Genomic DNA, 18,926 nt, shown 5'->3' with positions numbered 1-18,926 from the left:
CGGGACCGGCCGGTGGCCGGTCCCGGTCCCGGCGTCAGGACTTGGACAGCGCCTTGGTGATGTCCTTGAGCACGACACCGCTGGCCAGCGGCCCGCCGCGGGTGGACCAGACCGACCCGTTCACGGTCACGACGTGCTTCTTCTTGACGGCGCCCAGCTCCTTGTACGCGGGCTTGGACTGAACGTCCTTCAGGGCCTTCTCGCCGTCGGACGTCAGGGTCGAGAGGAACAGCCAGTCGCCGTCGATCTGGTCGATCTTCTCCAGGCTCAGCGACGGAGTGTGGGCGTTGCCGTCCTTGTTCTGCGTCTTGGGCCGCTTCAGGCCCATCTCCAGGGCGACGCCGCTGGCGAACTGCTTCTTCTCCATCCAGCTGGGGCCGTCCGGGTTCCAGCGGACGATGGACACCTCGGCACCCTTGTTGGCGCCGAGCTTCGCGCCCGCGGCCTTCGCGGCGGACTCGTGGTCGGCGATGACCTTGTTGGCCTTGTCCAGCTTGTTCACGGCGTTGCCGATGCCACGGAAGGAGAGCTTCCACTCGTCGGTGGGCGCCATCGTGACCAGGGTGGCCGGGGTGATCTCGCGGAGCTGCTTGAGGACCTGCTCGTCCTGCATGTCACCGGCCAGGATGAGGTCGGGCTTGGCGGCGACGACCTTGTCCATCACGGGCTGGAGCAGATTGCCGACGACGTCGACGTCCTTGACCTTGTCGGCCAGGTACGCCGGGGGCTTGTCGAGGCCCTGGCCGTTGGTGATGCCGACCGGCTCGATGCCGAGGGCGAGCACCGCGTCCAGGTCCTCCTGGGTCAGGGTGACGATGCGCTTGGGGTGCGCGGGGACCTTGACGGTGCGGCCCGTGGCGTCCTTCACCGTGCGGGTGCCGGAGGCCTCGCCCGCCGAGGCGCCCTTGGAGTCCTTCTTGTCCGAGCCGGAGTCGGAACCGCATCCGGTCAGGAGCAGCGCGGCCGCCCCGAGGGCTGCGACTGCCTGCGCCGCGCGGCGCGGCACGAGGGGAAGGGATCTGCGGGGCAGGTTCATCGAAGGCTCCGTGTTCAATGGGACATGACTGGGCCGAGGCGCGCGCGGCCATCCGGCCGCGCCACCCCACGGCGCAGAGACTAAGGTTAGCCTTACCTTACAGTTGCGAGGCAAGGGGTTGCCTCATCCCCCGGAAAGGGCGAGGCACACAGTGGAACTGCGCGTCGAGCGAGTCACCGCCGGATACGCCGGCCGCACCGTGGTCGACCAGGTCGACCTCACGATCGGATCCGGACAGGTGGTGGCCGTGGTCGGCCCCAACGGCTGCGGCAAGTCGACCCTGTTGCGGACGATGGCCCGGCTGCACGCACCGGATGCGGGGCGGGTGCTCGCCGACGGTGCGGATGTGTGGCGGCTGCGCCAGCGCGAGGCGGCGCACCGCATCGCCCTGCTCCCCCAGTCCCCGCAGGCACCCGAGGCCGTCACGGTCGCGGGCCTCGTACGCTACGGCCGCCACCCGCACCAGGGCCTGTTCCGGCAGTGGTCCCGCGAGGACGAACACGCCGTGACCAAGGCCCTGGACGCCACCGGCACCACCCCGCTCGCCGAGCGCCGCCTCGACGAGCTCTCCGGCGGCCAGCGCCAACGCTGCTGGCTGGCCATGGTCCTGGCCCAGGAGACCCCGGTGGTCCTGCTCGACGAGCCGACCAGCGCGCTCGACATCGGCCACGCCGTGGAGGTCCTCGACCTGGTGCGCGACATCGCCGCGGGCGGCCGCACCGTCGTCATGGTCGTGCACGACCTCGCCGCCGCGGCCCGCTACGCGGACACCGTCGTCGCGATGCGCGACGGCCGCGTCGTGGCGTCGGGACCGCCCCGCGCGACCATCGACGCGGACCTGGTCCGGGAGTTGTACGGCATCGACACGGAGATCCTCTTCGCGCCGTCCGACGGCGCCCCGGTCGTGGTGCCGACCGCGCGGGTGGCGGCCACAGCCGGGGACAGCCGCTAGGCGCTCCGCTGGAAGTGCGGTGCGTCACCTGCGGGCCGGTGGGGGCCGGCCGCGCAGTTCCCCGCGCCCCTTACGGGGCGCGTACCGCACAGGACTTCACCCAGACCGCTTAGACGGGGGCGAGAGTCCCGATGGTGCCGGGAACCCTGATCGTGCGGGGAGCCCCGATCGTTCCGGGAGCACCGATCGTTCCGGGAGCCCCGATCGTTCCGCTGGTTCCGACGGGGTGAGTGGCCGGCTGCGGTCGGCGGCGGCGCCGAGAGTGGCCGCCTGCCACAACCGGGCCGCCAGGGAAGGTAGTTGACGCATGGTCACCCGACGACGTCGGCCGCCGCGGTCTCCGGGTCGTCCGACGTCGCGGGGGCCGGGCCCTTCGGGCCGCGCAGCCCGATGTGGACGAGCAGCACACCCATGACGGCGACGCCCGCCCACATGGCCTGCTGCCAGCCGTCGACGAAGGACTGCTGCGCGGCGTGGACGAGGTCCTGGGAGTGCGCGCCGCTGCCGGGTGCCGTCTCGACGGCGTTGGCGACGCCTTCGCGTGCGGTGTCCGCGGCCTCCTCGGGGATGCCGTCGAGCCTGTCGTCGATGGCGCCGCGGTAGCCCGCCGACAGCAGGGCGCCGAGCAGGGCCACACCGAGGGCGGTGCCGAACTCGCGGGTGACGTCGTTCAGTGCGGAGGCGACGCCCTGCTCGGCGCGGGGCAGGGAGTTGGTGATGGCCTCGGTCGAGGGGGTCATCGAAAGGCCCATGCCGACGCCCATGGCGAGCAGGCCGGCCAGGACGGACAGGTATCCGCCGTCGACGGAGACGAACACGGCCATCAGGACCAGGCCGAGCATGGCCAGGGCGACGCCCACGGCCATGGTGGAGCGGGCGCCGACACGTGCGGCCACCCTGGGGGCCAGGCCGGACGCCAGCATCATCATGACGGCCATGGGCATCATCGCCACGGTGGACAGCAGCCCGGACCAGCCGAGGACGGCCTGGAAGAACGGGAAGAGGACCACGGCGATACCCGCCTGGACCCCGAAGACCACCAGGAGCGTGATCGAGCCCCCGGCCAGGCCGCGCTCACGGAACAGCCGTACGTCAAGCAGCGCTGCTTCACGGCGGCGCAGCTCCCAGGCCACGAATCCGGCAGCGGCCAGGGCACCGACGGCCAGGCTGGTCAGCGTCACCGGGGCGGTCCAGCCGCGCTCGGGGCCCTCCTGCAGAACGAAGATCAGGCCGATCACGGCGGCGGCGGACAGCGAGGCGCCCGTGGTGTCGAAGGAATGAGCCGCGTCCTGGCGGGAGTTGGGCACGGACTTCAGCGTCATCACCAGAGCGACGACGACCAGGACCACGGGCAGGACGAACAGCCGCCGCCAGTCGGCGACATCGACCAGGAGCGCGGACAGGAACATCCCCAGGACACCGCCGCCCCCGGCGACGCCGGTCCACACGCCGATCGCCTTGCCGCGCTGCTCCGCGGGGAACGTGCTCGTGATGACGGCCAGCGTGATCGGCATGATCATCGCAGCGCTCACGCCCGCGGCCACACGCGCGGCAATCATCACCCCGGCCGACGGAGCCAGCCCCGCGACGACACTGGCGGCGCCGAAGACGGTCAGTCCGGTGATCAGCATGGGCTTGCGGCCCACCCGGTCACCGATGGCGCCGAGCGGCAGCAGCAGCGCGGCCAGGGACAGGGTGTAGATGTTGATGATCCACAGAACGGTGTTCTGCGACGCGCCGAACTCCACCGCCATCTGGGTCTGGGCGACGTTCAGGCCGGACACCGACGCGATGACGGCCATCAGCGCGACGGAGACGGCGATCAGGATCGTGCGCAGCTGACGCGCGTCGGGCGTGCCTGTGCCGCTCGCCGGTGCCGCCGCCTGGGGAGGCTGGTGCGTGCTCATGTCTTCCTTCCGAGGGCATGCGGGATCAGCGCCGGAGCAGGGCCGGTCGCCGCAGTGAGGGGGTGAACGTGCGTGGCCCGCCGATCCGGGCCATCTGCGGCCGACGGTAGGCCCGCATTGCGGCCAAGGCATACGCTGTTGCCCATGACGCAAGAAGACGGTCAGCTGGACGGCCTCGTACGCAAACGGATCCGCGCCCTGCGGGTCGCCCAGGGCTGGTCCCTGGAGGAACTGGCCACCCGCGCCAACCTCAGCCAGTCCTCGCTCAGCCGCATCGAGAACGGCCACCGACGCCTCGCCCTGGACCAGCTCGTCACGCTCGCCCGCGCCCTGGACACCACCCTGGACCAGCTGGTGGAGAACGCCGCCGACGACGTCGTCGTCAGCCCGATGATCGACGCCGCCCACGGTCTGATGCGCTGGCCCATCAAGGGCGACCCCGGCATGAGCGTGATGCGTCAGCGGATGACCGACCCTCCGCCCGACAACCCCGCCCGCATGCGCGCCCACCCCGGCCGCGAATGGCTCGTGGTCCTGTCCGGCACCGCCGTCCTCCTGCTCGGCAATCGCCGGTTCCGCGTCGAGACCAACCAGGCGGCCGAGTTCCCCACGATGATGCCGCACGCGATCGGCGCCGAGGGCGGGCCGTGCGAGATCATGGGCATCTTCGACCGCGACGCCCGCCGCGGCCACCAGCGCGACACCGCCGAGGCCGAAGGCGCCACTCGGACCTCCGACGAGTGACGGCGCCGGAGCCCACGCGGGATCTTGCGTGACGGGCAGCAGGAGCGGCGACTTCCTTGCGCAGACGGCAAGAAGCCGTGCCGTGGACGCATGAGCGTCCTACGGTGTCGCCATGACCCGGACCCCTCAGCACCCCCCTCACGGCGAAGGCGGCCACCACCCGGCGCACGACGACGGCCAGGCGGAGATCCTCGACCTGGACGCCGAGGTACTCGCCGAGCACATCGCGTTCATCACGGCCTGGCTGCCGCTGCGGGCCGCGCCGCGCCGGATCGTGGATCTGGGCTGCGGCACGGGGGCGGGCACCTTCGCACTCCTGGAGCGCTTCCCCGAGGCGCATGTCACCGCCGTCGACACCGCGGCCGGGCATCTGCAGCACCTGCGCGAGAAGGCCTGCGCCCGTGGCGTGGCGGAGCGCGTGCGCACCGTGCAGGCCGACCTCGACGCCGCCGACTGGCCCGACCTCGGGACGCCGGACCTGGTGTGGGCCTCGGCCTCGATGCACCACATGGCCCGCCCCGACCGGGCCCTGGCCCGCGTCCACGACCTGCTCGCCCCGGGTGGCCTGTTCGCCGTCGTCGAGCTGGACGGCTTCCCCCGCTTCCTGCCGGCCGACGCCCCCGAGCACCGGCCCGGCCTCGAAGAACGCTGCCACCGGGCGACCGACGGCTTCCACGCCGAGCACGTCCCGCACCGCGGCGCCGACTGGGGGCCGATGCTCTCCGCCGCCGGGTTCACCGTCGAGGACGAGCGCACCATCGCCGTCGACATCCCGGGCGACCGCGGCGAAGCCATCGGCCGCTACGCCCACGGCAGTCTCCAGCGCGTCCGCGGCGCCGCCGCACCGGCGCTCGGCCCCAAGGACCTCGCCGCACTCGACGAACTGCTCGACACCGCAAGCCCGTACAGCATCCTGCGCCGCGACGACCTCTCCGTACGCACCGAGCGCACCGTCTGGGCAGCCCGCCGCGCCTGGATCCCGGCCGCGTCGTGACTCCGCGCCCTCGCGCACAACCGCCGCTACGCTGACGCCTGATGCCGAAAAGCCGCCAACCCTCGCCGGGGTCCTCAGCTCCGCAGCACATGCCCAGCGGAGCGGGGTGGATGCCGCACGGCTACTCGATGGCCCCGCACACGCACACGGCGGGCCAACTCGTCTACGCGGCAGCCGGGACGCTGGCCACCACGACGGAGCGCGGCACCTGGGTGGCCCCCGCCAACCGCGTGACGTGGACACCGCCCGGCTTCGCCCACTCCCATCGCTTCTACGGCCGCACCGACGCGCGGCTGCTGACCGTGCCGCTCGAGCTGTGCGGCGAACTCCTCGACCACCCCAGCGTGTTCGCCGTCAGCCCGCTGCTGCGGGAGGCCGTCCTGACCCTGACCGGCGACCGGCCCGAGAAGCGTTCCGGCGCCCACCGGCGCCTCCTCACCGTGGTCATCGACGAGCTGTCCGACACCCCGGAGCAGTCCCTGCACCTGCCCGAAGGGGCCGATGACCGGCTCCGTGCGGTCACCGGCCTCCTGCACACCGACCCCGCCAGGCCCGCGACCCTGGCCGAACTCGGACGCGTCGCGGGAGCCAGCGAGCGGACCCTGAGCCGGCTGTTCCACAGCGAGCTCGGCATGAGCTTCCACCGCTGGCGCACCATCTTGCGCATCCACCACGCGCTGGCCCACCTGGCCGAGGGCATGTCCGTCACCGATACGGCGATGGCGTGCGGGTGGTCGAACCCGTCCAGCTTCATCGACGCCTTCAACGAGGTCGTGGGCCAGACCCCGGGCAGCTACCGGACGGACCTGCGCGGCAGCTCCGCGGTGCCGTAGCGGTCGCCGCCGAGGGGGCGCCGCACGTCGAACCGCACTGTTGGCGGGTTTTCGGTATCGCGTGTCCATGTGCCGGTTGGTGGCGCGGGCGTCGGGTTCCAGAGTGGTGGCAGTGCGCCGCGCCACCAGGGCGGCACGGCCGTCCACGCGCTGGTGCGTGCGGCCCCCTTTTCTGCGAGGAGTTCGAGCAACCATGACCGGAACCGGCAAGGACACGACCGTTGTGATCGTAGGGGGCGGGGTCGCCGGCCTCGCCCTGGGCAATTTTCTCCTGCGGAAGGGGATCGGGTGCGTCGTACTCGAAAAGCACAGTCGTACCCACGTGGAGCAGCGGCAGCGCGCCGGGGCCCTCGATGCCGGCGGTGTGGGTGTGCTGGACGAGTGGGGGCTGGGCGAGGCCGTGGAGGGCCACAGCCAGGGTGACTCCGACGCGGGTGTGCCCCTGCTGGTCGACGGAGCACAGCGGTGGTGGAAGAGGGGCGATGACGACGAGGACGACAGCGACGGGGTGTTCTGTCCGCAGCAGGTCCTCGTCCGCAATCTGATCAGGATCTTCCTGCGCGACGGCGGCGACCTGCGCTTCGGGGCCGAGGACGTGTCGCTGCGGGACATCGGCACCGAGCAGCCGCTGGTTCGCTACCGGGAGCCGGACGGCTCGACGCGGACGGTCACGTGCGACTTCGTCGCCGGTGCCGACGGTTACCGCGGCGTCAGCCGAACGGCCGTCCCCGAGGACGTCCTCACCTGCTCCAGCCATGAGTTCGGCTACGCCTGGCTGACGGTGCTGGCGGAGGTGCCTGCGGACCCGCCGGCCCTGCTGGCCGTGCACACGCGCGGTTTCGCCGCGCAGATCACGCGCGGGCCGAACACGAGCCGTCTCTACCTCCAGTGCCCGCTGTCCGACACCGTCGAGCAGTGGCCCGACGAGCGGGTCTGGAGCGAACTGGAGAAGCGCTTCGGCGGGCCCGTGGAACACCGGGGCCCGATCACGAGCAAGCAGGTCGTGCCGCTGCGCGGAGTGGTGTTCAGCCCCATGAGCCACGGTCGGCTCCACCTGCTCGGGGACGCCGCCCACCTCATCTCCCCGATGAGCGCGGAAGGCATGAGCCTTGCCCTCCACGACGCCGACGTCCTCGCCCGCGCGATCGTCCGGCAGGTACAGAAGAATGACCCGAGCCTGCTCGACGACTACTCCGACACCTGTCTCCACCACACGTGGGAACGCCAGGCGTCCGCGGTCCGTATCACCCAGACGATGCATGACTCCGGCGATCCCACCTACGAAGGAGAGTTCCGCAAGCAGATCGCCCGCAAGGAACTGGAGACCATGCTGGAGCCACTGACAGCTCCTCACCCGGCCGCGTAGGTCAGAGGGGCCGGACCCCGCCGGAACCACGGCCCGGCCCCCCGGCCCACTCCGCCCCCGACTCGCCCGCACCAGAAGGGAACCGACGAGGTGACACCCCGAGCCGAGCCCGACCACCCGGCCGAGAGCCCGGCGGCCGCGGCCGCCCGCCTCACCGGACGCGCCGCGACCGGACAGCATCCGCTCTCCGGCGCGCTCACCGAAGTCACCCTCGACGGCGGGCAGTCGGTCGTCGTCAAGCGTGCCGACGCGCCGGGCGCGGTGCGGGCCGAGGCGGCCGGGCTGCGCTGGCTTGCCGCGTCCGGCACGGTGCGGATCCCGTCCGTGCGCGGGCACGACCGGCGCTGGCTGGTGACCGACCGCGTCCCGCCGGGCACGCCCTCCGCCCGAGCGGCCATCCGCTTGGGCCGCGACCTGGCGGCCCTGCACGCCTGCGGCGCGTCCGCGTTCGGCGCGCCGCCGCCCGACGGCACCGAGGACGCGTACATCGGACTCGCCCCCATGCGGAACGTCACCGGCGACGACTGGCCGCGCTGGTACGCCGAGCACCGCGTGCTCCCCTACCTGCGGCGCGCCGTCAACGACGGCACGGTGCGCCCCGCCGAGGCGGACGTGGTCGAGCGGGTCTGCGCGCGGCTGCCCGAACTCGCCGGGCCCGCCGAGCCGCCCGCCCGGCTGCACGGCGACCTGTGGCACGGCAACGTCCTGTGGGGCGCCGACGGGCAGGCCTGGCTGATCGACCCGGCCGCGCACGGCGGCCACCGGGAGACCGACCTCGCCATGCTCGACCTGTTCGGCTGCCCGCACCTCGACGACGTACGGGACGGCTATCAGCAGGCGGCACCGCTCGCCGACGGCTGGCGCGAGCGCGTCGGCGTGCACCAGCTCTTCCCTCTCCTGGTGCACGCTGTGCTGTTCGGCCGGGGCTACGCCGAGCAGGCCGTCGCGGCGGCGCGGGCCGCCCTCAGGAACTGACCCGCCCTGGCCGCGTGGTCACCGGATCGGGCGGCCGCATCAGGCGCAGGATGTCGCCGTACACCGGGACACACCCCCGTCCCCGCAAATCCCGTGGCCCGGACCGGGATCACCGGCCTAGGCTCGACGCCATGAGCAAGCCCCTCATCGCTCTTCTCAGCGGAGCCGGCATCTCCACGGACTCCGGCATCCCGGACTACCGCGGGCCTCAGGGCCTGTGGCGGCGCGACCCCGAGGCCGAGAAGCTCGTGACGTACGAGTACTACATGGGTGACCCGGAGATCAGGCGGCGTTCGTGGCAGATGCGGCGCGCCAATCGGACCCTCCAGGCGGAGCCCAACGTGGCGCACCACGCTGTGACCGCCCTGGAGCGCTCCGGGGTGCCGGTGCGCGTCATCACGCAGAACGTGGACGGGCTTCACCAGCTGGCCGGGATGCCCGACCGCAAGGTCCTGGAGCTGCACGGCACCGCCCGCACGGTGATGTGCACGGCGTGCGGGGCGCGCGGCCCGATGACGGACGCGCTGGCTCGTGTCGAGGCGGGCGAGAGCGATCCGCCGTGTCTGGAGTGCGGCGGCATCCTCAAGTCCGCGACGGTGATGTTCGGCGAGCGCCTGGACCCGGCGGTCCTCGGCCAGGCCGTGGCCATCGCCGAGGCCTGCGACGTGTTCATCGCGGTCGGCACCACCCTCCAGGTGCAGCCCGCCGCGGCTCTCGCGGGCCGCGCCGCCGAGCACGGCGCCCGCCTGATCATCGTCAACGCCGAGCCGACTCCGTACGACGACCAGGCCGACGAGGTCGTACGCGAACCGATCGGGACAGCGCTGCCCGCGCTCCTGGGGCGGATCACCGACCCATCGGACAGGCCCTAGAGCGGCCTACGGCTCGTAGAGGGGCAGGAAGTGGATGACCGCTTCCTCGTACGGATGCGCCTCGCGGACTGCCTGCTGGACGGCGGCGGCCCGGTCCAGCTCGCAGACCGATTCGATCCGGCACTCCTCGCTGTGCTGGACGACGCCCACATCGCCGTCGTACGGCCGCGAGCCGGGCAGCGCCTGCCAGTTGCCGGTCACCTTCCACACGCTGGAACACCGCGCGTACTCGCCGACGCGTCCCGCACCCGCCGCGTGGAGAGCCTCGATCACGGCCTCCGCGTGGCTCTCGGGGACGGATATCTCGATCTTCAGCCGCTTCATGCCGGGACCCTAACAACTCGCCCGACCAGCACGTTCACCCGGCGGGCTCGGTCACACGGGAGCCGCCGCCGCGTCTCGTCGACCGATGACGAACCGCAGCTCCGGGCGCTCCCAGGCGACCTTCGGCGGCGACGGGGCCACCGTGCCCACCCGCTCGGCGCCCAGGCGTCGGTAGAACTTCTCGGCCGGGGGGTGCGAGACCACACGGACGTCACTCAGTCCGGCGTGCCCCGCCTGCTCGGTCATGTGGGCGACCAGGAGGCGGCCGATCCCCCTCCCCTGGGCCGCGTCCGCCACGAAGATCAGGTCCAGCTCCGCGGGATCAAGGACCAGGGCGTAGAAGCCGAGCACCTGCCCGTCCGTGTCGACGGCCACGAAGACCTGGTGCCGGGCGATGTAGTCGGCGGTGACGCGGTAGTCGGAGATGATGGAGGCGTACGTCCCCCGGTAGGCGTCGGCCCCCTGGACCAGCGCTGTGAGGCGCTCCGCGTCCTGCGCGACGGCACGTCTGATGATCGTCGATCCCATGCAGGAAGTATAGGGGCGCGTCGGCATTTCAGGTATTACTGATCTGGTGCGCTCCGCCACAGGAAACACGCCGGACTCACGGCGAACGCGCCTCAACACCAGTCTCACAGACCGGGATTGCGCACAGGTGTGGCATGGTGGATCAACTGACGACCCGGATGCCTGAGCGTCCGCGTAGGGGGATCTTGATGCGTGTTCGTACCGTCGTGGCCTCGGCCGCACTCGTCCTGTGCGCCACGGCCGGCGCAGCGGCCTGTTCGTCCTCGTCGGACGCCGCGGACACCGGTCGACCCACGAGCCCGTCCGCCCCCGAGAAGCCCGCCGCCGCGGACGACTTCAAGGGCCGCGTCGAGACGGGCAAGGCCCAGGCGGGCGGGCCGAGGACCGAGGGGCGGGACGTCACGGAGTGCGCGGTCTCCGCGGCCGAGATCCCGGAGAAGTGCGCTCTCGACGTGTCGTTCTCCGAGACCATCGAGGGCGAGCCGGCCACCGGGGCGCCCGTCACGCGGTGAGTGCGGGGCGGCAGGTCACCTCGCGGTCCCGACCGACCGCCGCGAGTGCGCGGCTTCTCGCACACCAGAATCCCCTTCCCCCGCCTACGAAGATCCATTAACCTCACATCTCGTTCACAATTGAAGCAGTGACCCCGATCCGGGGTCAGGGGTCGGGGGTAGCGGTTCATGGGTGCGAACTGGCGTGTGAGGTTGAGCGTTCTCGCGGGCGCGTCGGCGCTAGCCGTCTCGGTCGTCACCGCGGCGCCGGCACTGGCCGAGGAGTCGCCGGGCGGCCTCCAGGAAGTGCAGATGCCGGCGGATGTGGAGATCCTCGACGGGGTCACCCCGGAGCCCGGCACCGCCGCCCCGGCCGCGGCCGGTGCACCGCGGGCCGCCGCCGCGTCCGCCGCGTGCCTCGGAACGACCGCCGCCTACGGCGCCCGGGGCTGCTTCCAGCACAGCGGCGACATCGTCTGGGCCCGCGACACGGAGAAGGACGGCATGTCCGCGGCCATCGGGGTCTACACCGACTACGGACGGCCCGCCGCGGTCTGCATCAACAAGCTCGGCGCGGACACCTGGGCGACCTGCAACAAGGACTACAGCGAGAACGGGAAAGTGCGCCTGCGGGTCATGCGCTACGACGGCGGCAACGGCAAGTTCTACCAGCCCGAGACCTGGTCCGGCTGGATTCCCGTCGACGGACAGTACTGATTGTCACGGCCTGGCTACGGGATGGGCCGGGAGTCACTCGGGCCGGGGGGCGTGCGCGAGGGTGTTCGGGACGGGGTATGCACCGGCCCGGGGCCAAGTCCCCGGCCGGTCATGGGAGTTCGAGGAGTCGACCATGTCCATCACGTTCCGCAAGTCGTTCCGGGTCCTGCCGGGCGTCCGCGTGCACATCAACGGCCGCAAGTGGTCGATCACGGTGGGCGGAAGGCGCGGGCACCACACCATCAACTCCGACGGACGGCGTTCGTCGTCGTTGAACCTGCCGGGGTCGATCCACGTCCGGCGCGACCACCACCGCCACTGAGAGCGGGCGCCACCGCGCGGGAGAATGAGAGCGGGCGCCACCGCGCGGGGGAAGGCGTCACCGCCGGGAGCCCGCTCCCGCCGCGCCCTTCTCAGCCCGGCCGTACCGTCACGACCACGTCGGTACCGCCGGGCGCCCCCACCCACACCTGCCGCGCCCGCCCGGGCGGCACGTTCCGCGCGCTGACCCACGCCTCGCGGCCCGACACCGTGATCCGCCAGCCGGTGGTGCTCGGCGGCAGGGACAGCACACTGACGCCCGGCCGCTCGGCCGCCCGATAGGCGAGGCGGTACGTGCCGCGTTCCGTGTCGTGGCCCTCGGCCCGCACGGTGCCCGCGACCGCGGGGGCGTACGGCGTGGCGGTGCGCTCCTTGTTCGTACGGAAGCGTCCTTCGGGGTCGAGGGCGCAGTAGCCGCCGCCGTAGCACCAGACGTAGGCCGCCCACCCCGACGAGTAGCGGGTGAAGGAGGCGAGCGCTTCGTCGTGGAAGCGGCGCATGTTCGGCAGGCCGCTGTTGAGCGGGCCCCACTCCCCCACGACGACCGGGATCGACTGCTCGCGGGGGTAGGCGGTGACGGCGTTCTCGTACGCCGTGATCCAGCCCGCGGCGGGGTCGTAGTCGGCGCCCGCCTCCATGGCGGTGTTGTAGAAGTGCGGGGCGTACACCACCCGTTGGTCGTGGACGCGGCCGAGGCCGGTGGGCACGCCTTCGCCGACGATCGGGGTCGGCTCGACGAACAGCCAGTTCGAGCGGTCCCGGGTGCGGATCGCGTCGGCGAGGCGGTTGTACATCGGGGTGAGGTGCGTGGCCTCGATGCGGCGGGCGGCACTCGCCAGGTCCTCGCCCGCACGCAGCTCCCCCATCGGCTCGTTGATCAAGTCGTAGCCGAGGACCGCGGGGTGCGTGCCGAAGCGGTCGGCCAGCAGGCGCCACATGCGTTCCTGGGCGCGCCGCAGGTCCGCGTCCTCGTAGAGGTGGGTGAAGGCGCGCTGGACGGCGGGCTCGAAGTACTCGGAGAACCAGTCGTCGGGGTGCGGGGTGAAGGGCAGACCGTCGGTGCGGGTCGCCCACTCCGGGATGCCGCGGTGGCCGAACGCGGGCCCGAACACGTCCTGGTGGGCGTCGATGACGACGTGGATCCCGTGCCGGTGCGCCCAGCCGAGGATCCGCCGGATCTTGCGCAGGTACGACTCGCTGTACTGGCCGCGCCGCGGCTCCAGGTCGTCCCAGAAGACAAGGAGGCGGGCGAAGTTGAAGCCGCGGGCGCGCAGATCGGCGAAGTGCCGTTCGGTGATGGCGCTGAGGGCGTCATCACCGGTGTGCTGCTTGTCCTCGACGTTCCAGCCGCGGAGGGTGAGAGTGCGGCCGCGGTCGTCGGTGAGGCGGGGGATGCCGTCGGCTGTCCGGACCGCGGCTCCCTCTCCCTTGCGCGTCACGCGAGGTGAATCACCGTGCCCGTCCGCCCTGTCCGGGGCTTTTGGTGCCATGCCCGCGCCCAGCAGCGCGCCGACGATCAACACGACCAGGGCCATCAGGCCCAGGCGGTGCGTGCGGCGCCCGCCCAGGACGCGCGGACTCATCCCCAGGACGCACGAGGGTTCACCCATGGCGCACGAGCCTACGACGCGCACCTCCGTATCGGACCACCCTGATCCAGCCGGTCCTGCGTCTGGCCGTCGCCAGGCACAGGGAGTCCTGGCTCGCCGTACAGTCGCCGCCGAAAACCCGTTGGCGGGCCACGGCGACCGCTGCTACCTTCCGGGAGGCCGTGCGAGAGAACGAGGAGGTGGTACCCGTGAACGCAGAATCGACATGGGTGCTCCCCTCCGGGGTCACGGTCGGGCGACAGGTCGTCCGGGAGCGCCGTTTCTGAGCCTCCCGAAAGGCACGACCGTGCACTTCACCTCCGAGCAGCGCCTCGACGACGGCGTCCTCGAACGCGAATTCACCCTCGGCGAGATCCCCGGCATCCTGTGGACACCGGGATCCGCGTCCACATCCGCACCGGCGCCGCTGATCCTGCTCAGCCCTCCTCCGCTCGGGCTGCGCACGGTGTACCCCCGACTGGCGGCCCGGGCCCTGCACTGCGCGGCCGACGGCTTCGCCACGGCCACCATCGAGCTTCCCGGAAGCGGCGACCGGCCCCGTTGGCCCGCCGCCGAACAGGCCGTCGCCGACCTGCGCCGGGCGATGCGGGCCGGCGAGCCGGTCGGCGACGAGATCATCGACGCGCTCATCCTCCCCCTGGTCGAGCGGGCGGTACCCGAATGGCAGGCCGCCCTCGACGCCCTCCTCTCGCTGCCCGAGATCGGCGGCCCGGTCGGGTACTCGGGCGGAGTGATCTCCATCGGGACCCGCCTCGCGGTGGTCGAGCCGCGCCTCTCGGCCGCCGTTCTGTTCGCGGGAAGTTTCATCCCCCGCGCCATGTTCGAGGAGGCCCGCCGGGTCACCATTCCGCTGCACGTCCTGCTGCAGTGGGACGACGAAGGCAACGACCGGCAGGCGGCCCTTGACCTGTTCGACGCCTTCGGTTCCAAGGAGAAGACCCTCAACGCCAACATGGGCGGGCACACCGGCGTCCCGCGGTTCGCGGGGGACGCCGCGGGCCAGTTCTTCAACCGGCATCTGAAGTGAGGCCGGGCCGTCCGAGCGGCAGCGGGCGGTAGCTGAGATCGGCCCGCGTGCCGCTCGTCGAGGACAGGCCCGGGCCCTCCTTGACGGGCGGCGTGCGGCAGCCGCACAGCCACCCCGATCGCGTCAGCACCCGTTCGCAAGCAGCGCCGCCGCGCTCACCGGCATCGAGGCGACGATCGCCGGGCGGCGCCGAGACGTCCGGCGTCCGCCTCAGCCGCGGATCATCGACATCAGCAGCCCATGGGTCTCGGCGTCCGCCGCCGCCACGAGGCCGCGGCCCCCTTGCCCGACCGGACCGCCGTCGACCCCGGTGACGACGCAGCCCGCGGCCCGGCACAGGGCGATACCGGCCGCGAAGTGCACGCTCCCCGACAGGTCGCCGCCGTCGGTGACGTACGCGGCCCGCTTGCCCGCCGCGACCCACGCCAGTGCCAGCGTCGTGGACACGACCCGCGGCCGGAACCGCCCGCCGAAGTCGGGGCGGGCCAGCAGGTCGACGGCCCGGAACCCGGGGGCGCTCGGGAACGGCGGGTCCAGGTTGACGTCCACCAACCGGGTGGCGGGCGTGGGCGCCAGCGGGGTGTCGACACCGTCCTGCCGCACCCAGGCCGACGTGCCGTCGGTGCAGAACACCTCGCCGCTGAACGGGTCGGCCACGGCCGCCGCTCCGTCGCGCAACGCCACATTGACGGCGACGAGCATGTTGCCGACGGCGTAGTTCAACGTGCCGCACAGGGGGTCCACCAGCCACCGGCGCGCGGCGTCGGCGGCGCCGTGCTGCCCGCCCTCCTCGCCGAGCACCGCGTCCTCGGGCCGCGCGGCGCGGATGAGGTCGAGGATCGCCTGCTCCGCCTGCACGTCGGCGGCGGTCGCGAAGTCCCCCTCGCCCTTGTCGATCCGGGAGAGCCGCCGGCCGTACAGGGTGCGCACCACGTCCGCACCGGCGCTCGCCCCGGCTGTCGCGACCTCGACATCCGCAGCATCCACATACGAGTTGATCATGCGGCGCAGACTATCGCCGCCCGCCGTACGCCTCCCAGAGCCGGTGAAAGGTCCGGAGGCCGGCGCTCGCGAAGCTAGGTTCTCGCGCTCTCGTCGGGGTGCAGGGCGTCCAGGATGAGGGTGAGGCCGAAGGCGAACTCGTCGGCGTAGTCGTATCCGGGCTTGAGGGCGTGCTCGGTGGCCAGCTCGGTGAGGTGAGGGTAGGCGTCGGCGGCCATCTCGTCGAGGATGGCGCCCGCGACCTCGCCCAGTTCCGCCGAGCCGCTGAACGGCAGGCTCAACTCCTGGATCACGAAGCCGTACAGGTAGCTGTCGATCAGGGAGAAGGCGTGCGCCGTCATGGCGACGGAGAACCCTCCGGCGCGCAACGCGCCGATGACGGCGTCGTGGTGGCGCAGGGTCGCGGGGCCGGGCCGGGACCGGGAGTCCATCAGGGCGACGGCCCAGGGGTGGCGCCGGAGCGCGGTGCGGGCGGACTCCGCGCGGTGGCGCATGGCACTCTTCCAGTCCATGCCGTCCGGGGGCAGGTCGATCTCGCCGAACACCGCGTCCACCATGCCGTCGAGGACGTCCTCCCGCCCCGCGACGTGGTGGTAGAGCGACATCGCCTCGACGCCCAGCGGTGCGGCGATGGCCCGCATGGTGAGCGCCGCCGAGCCCTTCTCGTCCGCGATCGCCACCGCCGTACGGATCACGCGCTCGCGGCTCAGCGGCAGGCGCGCCCGAGTCCCGCGCCGCCCCTTGCCCGGCTCAGGCATGCGTACCTCCCGATCGCTTCCCTTGACTGCCTTACAGCATAAGGCTAGCTTGCCTTACAACATAAGGTACGCATTCCGGCGAGGGGCTGGGCCATGGGTACGGATCACGTGCGGAAGATCTGCGTCATCGGGGCTTCGGGGAAGCTCGGGCAGTACATGGTCCGGCACGCGCTGGAGCGTGGCTACGAGGTGGTCGGCGTGTGCCGGGAGCGCAGCGTGCCGAAGCTGGCCGCGCTGGAGGGCCGCATCACCGTCGTCCCCGGGCCCACGAACGACCCGGAGGTGATCCGGCGGGCGGTCGCCGGGTGCGACGGGGTCCTGACGGTCCTCGTGCCCTGGGGTGTGCGGCAGTACGCGTCGGGGACGGCGCAGGCGGTCCTCGACCACGCGCGGCCGGGTGCGCGCCTGGTCTTCTCCTGCGGCTGGCACATCACGCGCGACGGCAAGGACCGGTACTCCCGGAAGTTCACGCTGGGCGTCCGGGTCGCCACCTTCCTCGGCAAGCTCGTGCGTGCCGTCGAGATCGACGACCAGGTGGAGGCGTGCCGCCGGGTGTTCGCCAGCGACACCCGCTGGACCGTGGTGCGCGGCAGCTCCCTGGAGGAGGGCGAGAGTCAGGGCCTGCCCGTGTGGAGCCGACACGTCGGCGACCCGGTACTGGCCAGCGATCTGACCCGCCGGGTGGACTTCGCCCTGTTCATGGTCGAGGCGCTCACCGACGACGCGCTCGTCCAGGAGGCCCCGGCGATCGTCGGCCGCCGCACGCCCAGCGCCCTCGCCCACGCCGGGGACACGCGCGACCCCGCCTAGGCCGATCGTGACGGACAGACCCAGGACCTACGGCGCCTCGACGCCGGAGATCCGGTACTTGCTCACCTCCGCGTCACGGATCCGAGCCGACTGCTCGGGTTCCGGACCCGCGCCACGGAAGCGGGCGAGAGCCTCGTCCGTCTCCCAGCGCTCGTACACATTGATGCGGTCCGGCTCGATCAGGTCGGCCGTCAGGGCGAAATCAAGGCAACCGGCGGTGGCACGGGCCTGCTCGACGACCTTCGAGCATCCGGCCAGATACACGTCACGGTCAGCAGTGTCCACCCACAACTTCCCGGCAATGATGATCACGGCACTCCTCGCTTCGCGGCTACTCGTTGCTTCGCGGCTACTCGTTCGACGGTGATGTGCGGCGTGACTGGCTACCGGCACGCCCACTGGAGACAAGGACCGCTGCGGATCACGAGATTCATCGGTGCTCAGGTCACACCATCAGCAGCGCGGCCAGCCTCTCCAAGAACACCCGCTGCCCCGCCACGAGCTTCTCCTCCGCCCGGTCAAGCGGCAGCCACGCCACCCGGTCGAGCTCCGGGAACTCCTGGACGCGGCCCGACCCGCGCGGCCACTCCATCCGGAACGTGCCCGGGACCACCGCCTCCGGATCGAGGTCGGCCTCGACGGCCCAGACGGTCACGGTCTTGCCGCCCGCCTGCCGCACCTCGCCGAGCGGCAGATAGGGCCCGGCGGGGGCGGGCAGGCCCAGCTCCTCCTCGAACTCGCGCACCGCCGCGGCCAACGGCTCCTCGTCGTCGCCGTACTCACCTTTGGGAATCGACCAGGCCGCCCGGTCACGGCGCGCCCAGAACGGTCCGCCCATGTGGCCGACGAGCACCTCGGGCGCCGGGCCCGGGCAGCGGTGGAGGAGCAGTCCTGCGCTGCGGCGGCCGGTCATGACGGCGGGTGGAGTGGGGGCTGCATGGCACCGGACCTTACGCCCGCGTCGGCACCGGAGCGGGGTGGGACGCGGCTCGCTCAGGCGTCGGGGCAGGGCCGACAGCGGCCGTGTCACCCAGGTGCGGTACGAACTCCCTGTGAACCCAGAGATTCAACCCGAGACCGTGCGTGTGTTCATCGCGCTCTCCCCGCCCGACGACGCGAAGCAGGAACTGGCCAGGGAACTCGGTCCCGCCTACCGCGCGCACCCGCGGATGCGCTGGAACCGCATCGAGGACTGGCACATCACCCTGGCGTTCCTCGGGGAGGTCCCGCCCACGGCGATTCCGGTGCTGCGGCCGCCGCTTGCGGACCTCGCGGCGGCCCGCCGCCCGCTCACCCTGGCGCTGCGCGGGGGCGGGCACTTCGACGAGCGGGTGCTGTGGAGCGGCATCGGGGGCGACCTCGACGAGTTGCGGCTGCTCGCCGCCGACGTGCGTGCCGTGGTCAAGGAGTGCGGCATCAGCTTCGCGGAGCGGCCGCTGCGGCCCCATCTGACGCTGGCCCGGGCCCGCCGCGACACGCCTTCGTGCGCGGTCGAGGCCGCAGCGGGGCTGAGCGGTTTCACCGGCCGTCCTTGGCAGGCGGAGCGTCTCCACCTGGTCGCCAGCAACTTCGGCCGCGGTCCGGGTCCCATCCGCTACCGGGACGTCGACGCCTGGAGCTTCGACGGCGAGCGTCCTCACACCGGTTAGCCCGGTGGCG

General features: G+C 72.2%; 22 protein-coding genes. 13 read left to right on the top strand and 9 right to left on the bottom strand.

Features of this window, described 5'->3' with window-relative positions:
- Positions 1 to 34: 34 nt before the first annotated feature.
- Positions 35 to 1,036 carry an ABC transporter substrate-binding protein gene (locus tag OO63_RS02655; protein ID WP_030356826.1) on the bottom strand — a complete coding sequence of 334 codons (1,002 nt, stop codon included), beginning with the start codon at positions 1,034 to 1,036 and terminating at the stop codon, positions 35 to 37.
- Between the two features lie 151 nt (positions 1,037 to 1,187).
- On the opposite strand from OO63_RS02655, the gene OO63_RS02650 reads away from it, so the two are divergent.
- Positions 1,188 to 1,988 (top strand): ABC transporter ATP-binding protein, encoded by an 801-nt coding sequence (locus OO63_RS02650; RefSeq protein WP_030356827.1) that lies wholly within the window; start codon positions 1,188 to 1,190, stop codon positions 1,986 to 1,988.
- Positions 1,989 to 2,299: 311 nt separating this feature from the next.
- Here OO63_RS02650 and OO63_RS02645 read toward each other — a convergent pair whose 3' ends face one another.
- Positions 2,300 to 3,895 carry an MFS transporter gene (locus OO63_RS02645; protein WP_030356828.1) on the bottom strand — a complete coding sequence of 532 codons (1,596 nt, stop codon included), beginning with the start codon at positions 3,893 to 3,895 and terminating at the stop codon, positions 2,300 to 2,302.
- A gap of 144 nt (positions 3,896 to 4,039) precedes the next feature.
- On the opposite strand from OO63_RS02645, the gene OO63_RS02640 reads away from it, so the two are divergent.
- The 6 genes from OO63_RS02640 to OO63_RS02615 all read left to right on the top strand — a co-directional run bounded on the left by OO63_RS02640 (position 4,040) and on the right by OO63_RS02615 (position 9,679).
- Positions 4,040 to 4,639, top strand: a complete 600-nt coding sequence (locus OO63_RS02640; protein ID WP_030356829.1) for an XRE family transcriptional regulator — start codon at positions 4,040 to 4,042, stop codon at positions 4,637 to 4,639.
- 112 nt (positions 4,640 to 4,751) lie between these two features.
- Positions 4,752 to 5,633 carry a class I SAM-dependent methyltransferase gene (locus OO63_RS02635; protein ID WP_030356830.1) on the top strand — a complete coding sequence of 294 codons (882 nt, stop codon included), beginning with the start codon at positions 4,752 to 4,754 and terminating at the stop codon, positions 5,631 to 5,633.
- 110 nt (positions 5,634 to 5,743) lie between these two features.
- Positions 5,744 to 6,466: an AraC family transcriptional regulator gene (locus OO63_RS02630; protein WP_234311049.1), complete on the top strand. Its 723-nt coding sequence runs from the start codon at positions 5,744 to 5,746 to the stop codon at positions 6,464 to 6,466.
- A 193-nt stretch (positions 6,467 to 6,659) separates the two neighbouring features.
- Positions 6,660 to 7,832 (top strand): 4-hydroxybenzoate 3-monooxygenase, encoded by a 1,173-nt coding sequence (locus OO63_RS02625; protein WP_030356832.1) that lies wholly within the window; start codon positions 6,660 to 6,662, stop codon positions 7,830 to 7,832.
- Positions 7,833 to 7,922: 90 nt separating this feature from the next.
- Complete coding sequence (locus OO63_RS02620) at positions 7,923 to 8,807, top strand: fructosamine kinase family protein (RefSeq protein ID WP_030356833.1); 885 nt, start codon at positions 7,923 to 7,925, stop codon at positions 8,805 to 8,807.
- 131 nt (positions 8,808 to 8,938) lie between these two features.
- The gene (locus OO63_RS02615; RefSeq protein ID WP_030356834.1) at positions 8,939 to 9,679 is read left to right on the top strand and encodes a Sir2 family NAD-dependent protein deacetylase; all 741 of its coding nucleotides are present in this window, start codon (positions 8,939 to 8,941) and stop codon (positions 9,677 to 9,679) included.
- Positions 9,680 to 9,685: 6 nt separating this feature from the next.
- Here OO63_RS02615 and OO63_RS02610 read toward each other — a convergent pair whose 3' ends face one another.
- The gene (locus OO63_RS02610) at positions 9,686 to 10,003 is read right to left on the bottom strand and encodes a YqfO family protein (RefSeq protein WP_030356835.1); all 318 of its coding nucleotides are present in this window, start codon (positions 10,001 to 10,003) and stop codon (positions 9,686 to 9,688) included.
- Positions 10,004 to 10,054: 51 nt separating this feature from the next.
- Positions 10,055 to 10,531, bottom strand: a complete 477-nt coding sequence (locus tag OO63_RS02605; protein ID WP_030356836.1) for a GNAT family N-acetyltransferase — start codon at positions 10,529 to 10,531, stop codon at positions 10,055 to 10,057.
- Between the two features lie 188 nt (positions 10,532 to 10,719).
- Here OO63_RS02605 and OO63_RS02600 point away from each other — a divergent pair, with 188 nt between their 5' ends.
- From OO63_RS02600 to OO63_RS02590, 3 genes are all read left to right on the top strand, one after another.
- Positions 10,720 to 11,043, top strand: coding sequence for a hypothetical protein (locus OO63_RS02600; RefSeq protein ID WP_030356837.1), 324 nt, complete (start codon positions 10,720 to 10,722; stop codon positions 11,041 to 11,043).
- 168 nt (positions 11,044 to 11,211) lie between these two features.
- Positions 11,212 to 11,739 (top strand): hypothetical protein, encoded by a 528-nt coding sequence (locus OO63_RS02595; RefSeq protein ID WP_030356838.1) that lies wholly within the window; start codon positions 11,212 to 11,214, stop codon positions 11,737 to 11,739.
- A gap of 133 nt (positions 11,740 to 11,872) precedes the next feature.
- On the top strand, positions 11,873 to 12,061 hold the full coding sequence (locus OO63_RS02590) for a DUF4236 domain-containing protein (RefSeq protein WP_033263707.1): 189 nt from the start codon (positions 11,873 to 11,875) through the stop codon (positions 12,059 to 12,061).
- Positions 12,062 to 12,152: 91 nt separating this feature from the next.
- Here OO63_RS02590 and OO63_RS02585 read toward each other — a convergent pair whose 3' ends face one another.
- Entirely contained in the window at positions 12,153 to 13,670 is a 1,518-nt protein-coding gene (locus OO63_RS02585; protein WP_397622170.1) for a glycoside hydrolase family 5 protein, read from the bottom strand.
- A 286-nt stretch (positions 13,671 to 13,956) separates the two neighbouring features.
- On the opposite strand from OO63_RS02585, the gene OO63_RS02580 reads away from it, so the two are divergent.
- Positions 13,957 to 14,697: a dienelactone hydrolase family protein gene (locus OO63_RS02580; protein WP_030356840.1), complete on the top strand. Its 741-nt coding sequence runs from the start codon at positions 13,957 to 13,959 to the stop codon at positions 14,695 to 14,697.
- A gap of 210 nt (positions 14,698 to 14,907) precedes the next feature.
- On the opposite strand, the gene OO63_RS02575 is transcribed toward OO63_RS02580, so the two are convergent.
- Together OO63_RS02575 and OO63_RS02570 are read right to left on the bottom strand one after the other, a co-directional pair.
- A complete protein-coding gene (locus OO63_RS02575) occupies positions 14,908 to 15,699 on the bottom strand; it encodes an inositol monophosphatase family protein (protein WP_030356841.1) in 792 nt (263 codons plus the stop codon).
- A 74-nt stretch (positions 15,700 to 15,773) separates the two neighbouring features.
- The gene (locus OO63_RS02570) at positions 15,774 to 16,457 is read right to left on the bottom strand and encodes a TetR/AcrR family transcriptional regulator (RefSeq protein WP_030356842.1); all 684 of its coding nucleotides are present in this window, start codon (positions 16,455 to 16,457) and stop codon (positions 15,774 to 15,776) included.
- A gap of 93 nt (positions 16,458 to 16,550) precedes the next feature.
- On the opposite strand from OO63_RS02570, the gene OO63_RS02565 reads away from it, so the two are divergent.
- The gene (locus tag OO63_RS02565; RefSeq protein WP_030356843.1) at positions 16,551 to 17,267 is read left to right on the top strand and encodes an NAD(P)-dependent oxidoreductase; all 717 of its coding nucleotides are present in this window, start codon (positions 16,551 to 16,553) and stop codon (positions 17,265 to 17,267) included.
- A gap of 27 nt (positions 17,268 to 17,294) precedes the next feature.
- Here OO63_RS02565 and OO63_RS02560 read toward each other — a convergent pair whose 3' ends face one another.
- Positions 17,295 to 17,579, bottom strand: coding sequence for a putative quinol monooxygenase (locus OO63_RS02560; protein WP_030356844.1), 285 nt, complete (start codon positions 17,577 to 17,579; stop codon positions 17,295 to 17,297).
- Positions 17,580 to 17,712: 133 nt separating this feature from the next.
- Positions 17,713 to 18,180 (bottom strand): NUDIX hydrolase, encoded by a 468-nt coding sequence (locus OO63_RS02555; protein WP_030356845.1) that lies wholly within the window; start codon positions 18,178 to 18,180, stop codon positions 17,713 to 17,715.
- Positions 18,181 to 18,319: 139 nt separating this feature from the next.
- Here OO63_RS02555 and thpR point away from each other — a divergent pair, with 139 nt between their 5' ends.
- Positions 18,320 to 18,916: an RNA 2',3'-cyclic phosphodiesterase gene (gene thpR, locus OO63_RS02550; protein WP_030356846.1), complete on the top strand. Its 597-nt coding sequence runs from the start codon at positions 18,320 to 18,322 to the stop codon at positions 18,914 to 18,916.
- Positions 18,917 to 18,926: the final 10 nt, after the last annotated feature.

Source organism: Streptomyces alboflavus, from assembly GCF_000716675.1.
GTDB lineage: Bacteria > Actinomycetota > Actinomycetes > Streptomycetales > Streptomycetaceae > Streptomyces > Streptomyces alboflavus.
The sequence above is the reverse complement of the archived record's forward strand: the minus strand, read 5'-3'. Positions and strand labels throughout refer to the sequence as shown.